This is a genomic window from Pseudomonadota bacterium (assembly GCA_022361155.1).
Lineage (GTDB): Bacteria > Myxococcota_A > Polyangia > Polyangiales > JAKSBK01 > JAKSBK01.
Genome location: JAKSBK010000016.1, coordinates 1 through 2,500 on the forward strand (window position 1 = coordinate 1; position 2,500 = coordinate 2,500).

At 62.3% G+C, this 2,500-nt stretch carries 4 protein-coding genes; 3 read left to right on the forward strand and 1 reads right to left on the reverse strand.

Features of this window, described 5'->3' with window-relative positions; genetic code table 11:
* A partial coding sequence (locus tag MJD61_00535) for a hypothetical protein (protein MCG8553766.1) occupies positions 1–308 on the forward strand: 308 nt, incomplete at its 5' end.
* A gap of 223 nt (positions 309–531) precedes the next feature.
* Here the strand turns inward: MJD61_00535 and MJD61_00540 are convergent.
* Positions 532–1,518: an SIR2 family protein gene (locus tag MJD61_00540; GenBank protein MCG8553767.1), complete on the reverse strand. Its 987-nt coding sequence runs from the start codon at positions 1,516–1,518 to the stop codon at positions 532–534.
* Positions 1,519–1,669: 151 nt separating this feature from the next.
* On the opposite strand from MJD61_00540, the gene MJD61_00545 reads away from it, so the two are divergent.
* Both MJD61_00545 and MJD61_00550 read left to right on the forward strand, forming a co-directional pair.
* Positions 1,670–2,158, forward strand: a complete 489-nt coding sequence (locus MJD61_00545; protein ID MCG8553768.1) for a hypothetical protein — start codon at positions 1,670–1,672, stop codon at positions 2,156–2,158.
* A 125-nt stretch (positions 2,159–2,283) separates the two neighbouring features.
* Positions 2,284–2,500 (forward strand): hypothetical protein (locus tag MJD61_00550; protein ID MCG8553769.1); only part of this gene is annotated, 217 nt, incomplete at its 3' end.

A 2,500-nucleotide genomic window follows, 5' to 3' on the forward strand; every position in this document is an offset into this window, starting at 1 on the left:
CCTATCGCGGCAAGCGCCTGCGCAAGGGTCGCGACAGCCAAGCCGGCTTCAGCCTTGGCGGTGAGATACAAGGCGACGGTTCAAGGAGTCGCGGGCAGCACAGCGAGCCCGTGCGCGCCGCACCACGTCGTGAAGGCGGACCACTGCGCCCGGTAGGCATCGCGAGTGCGGGCAGATCGCCCATTGGCCGCAAAGACGCGCGCGGCCTCAGCGATCGGGGCGAGCTCGGCGAGGCTCGAGGACTCGGTGGTCATGATGGCGGCTGTGGCACTTGCTGGGGTCATGCTCTGGTCGCTAATGTCCTCTAACGTTTAGTTAGCGGACATTTAGATTGGACGAGACAGTCCGGGTGTCAAGAGGCCGCGCCGGTCGGCGATAGCACGCTCGTGCGGAGGCCCCCACTGCATGACCCCCGACCAAGGCGCCTTCCCCAGCGACCTACGTCATCGGACCGACGCAGCGCAGTACGCGCGCTGCGCATGCGTGCACAAGACATCCACCAGGCAGTGCCTTCATACATCGCGTCGCTCATTACCCCGAGAAGAACCTGCTTTCGATCTCGCGTGCCAGCGGACTGGTCGACTGGTCAGCCGGAAACGCGTCGAGGAGAGAACCATGCAGGTAGCCCCGGAGTCCCTTCCAGATTCGGTCACCAGATGGCTTAGTCGAGAGATCAGACTTGAAGTCTTTGGCCAGCTGGGGAGACAGGACAAACAGCTCCGTCTCTCTGGAGTCGACGGCGTTAGCGAGCACCTGGTTGACGTGCGCGTCGGCGAAACCGTAGCCGATGATGAGCAGCCTTCGCTTGCCTGATGTGAGAGCGTGCTCGAATAGCCTCCAGTACGCAGCGAGAAGCGGCTCTGATGCGATCTGCTTGATCTTCCCGCGCCCGATCACCATCCGTTGCGTCCCATCAGAGCTGTACCAATTCGAAGACCCGTGAAGCTTCACATACAGGAATCGGTGCTTGTTCAGCAGTCCGGCCACGTCCGGAGCATTCTTGGGCAGCGTGCGCCCATGCTCGTGCTCGAGTTTCTGAGATGAGAATGTGCTTGAAAACCACTCTGAGTGATGCGGGATACCCGCGACGGCAGGTCGCTCGCCGTTGTAGTAGTGGCGCTCTAGGAACAGATCTTGATTGAGAGTGAAGAACAGACCAGCACCGCCAACAGGTCCCGCAAACCGGCCAATGAGTCGCTGAACCTCGTAGATGTTGACAGGACGAGGGCCCGATGCGGTGAATCGCCAGTCCCGGAGGGTCTTGTCGACCGATTCGAATGCGTCCGTCACGGCAGCGTGAATTGCCATGCGATCTCCAGGACAGAATCTCTCCTCGGTGACGACCGTATTGTACGCACGCTCGAAGTTCTGGTCTTGAAGCAGCTCTTCGCGTACGCGCTTGGCACCTTGACCCGCTGGGTGGTTGAAGACGAGACTCCACAACTCCGCGGCCAGCGGCGCCCCAAAATTGTGAGTGAATCCCGCCCCGGTAAGCAGGATACGGTCCGCAATGACCATCTGATGCCGCTCTAGCGTATCAGGAACCGCAGCCAATGCGCGATGGGCCGTCGTCGCGGTGCTGTAACGTCACCCCCAACAGGGCACCGGCCGGCCGCCGTAGATCCACCCCCGTTCGCGCTCATCGCAGCCGCGATTCTCGGGGACCGCATTGACAGCGACCGCAGGGCTCAGCACCCGCAGTGTGCTCTCAGGGCTTACCAAGGCCCGGTTGGTGGACCTTGGCCGCGAGTTCGGGGTCGCGACGTCGCCTCGCAGGAGGAAGGGCGAACAGGTCGAGGCGCTGGTGGGCTCGGGGCAGGTGCGTTTCCGGCCGCTGCTGAAGGTACTGCTGCGGGACGAGCTGAAGGCGACCTGCCGCGCCCATGGGCTCGACGACAAGGGCCGTGCACGAGTGACGCTGGCAGACCGGCTGCTCAAGGCTCATGGTGCCGATGACAGTCAGCCTCCGACGCCCCACTTCGTGCCGGACGCGGCGCCCCGACATGCGCCTCGAGTCAGGGACATCGTCCGGGTGCGACACCGGCAGTACATGGTCGAGGCCGTGGTGCCGCCGCCTGGGGAGGGGCAGTGCACCGTGATCGGCACCTCCTGTGGCGAGGCAGCGGGCGCACCTGCGCCCCCCCAAAGGTGGCGCTGACACGGTCTCGGATCCGTGGGGGACCCGACTGAGTTCCTGATCGTGATCGGGTGCTCCACACGGTGACGCTCCAATAGACTGGTGCGCGCCTACATCGATTCGACTTCAGCCTAGCGTGAGCTTCGATGCTTGAGCAGGACACATATTATATACAAACGGATTTTTCTTATATGATTCTATGGTTCCTCGGAACGGGATGGATCCGAGAAGTAACACGCGAGAGTTTTCCGGGCCGAATGAGGTGCGCATTCTTCGGCGGCTGGACGGTCCGCCTCGCATGGCATATGCTACAGCATATGCCTGAGTATCCGGAGCGTCACGTCAAACTGTTTACGAACGGCC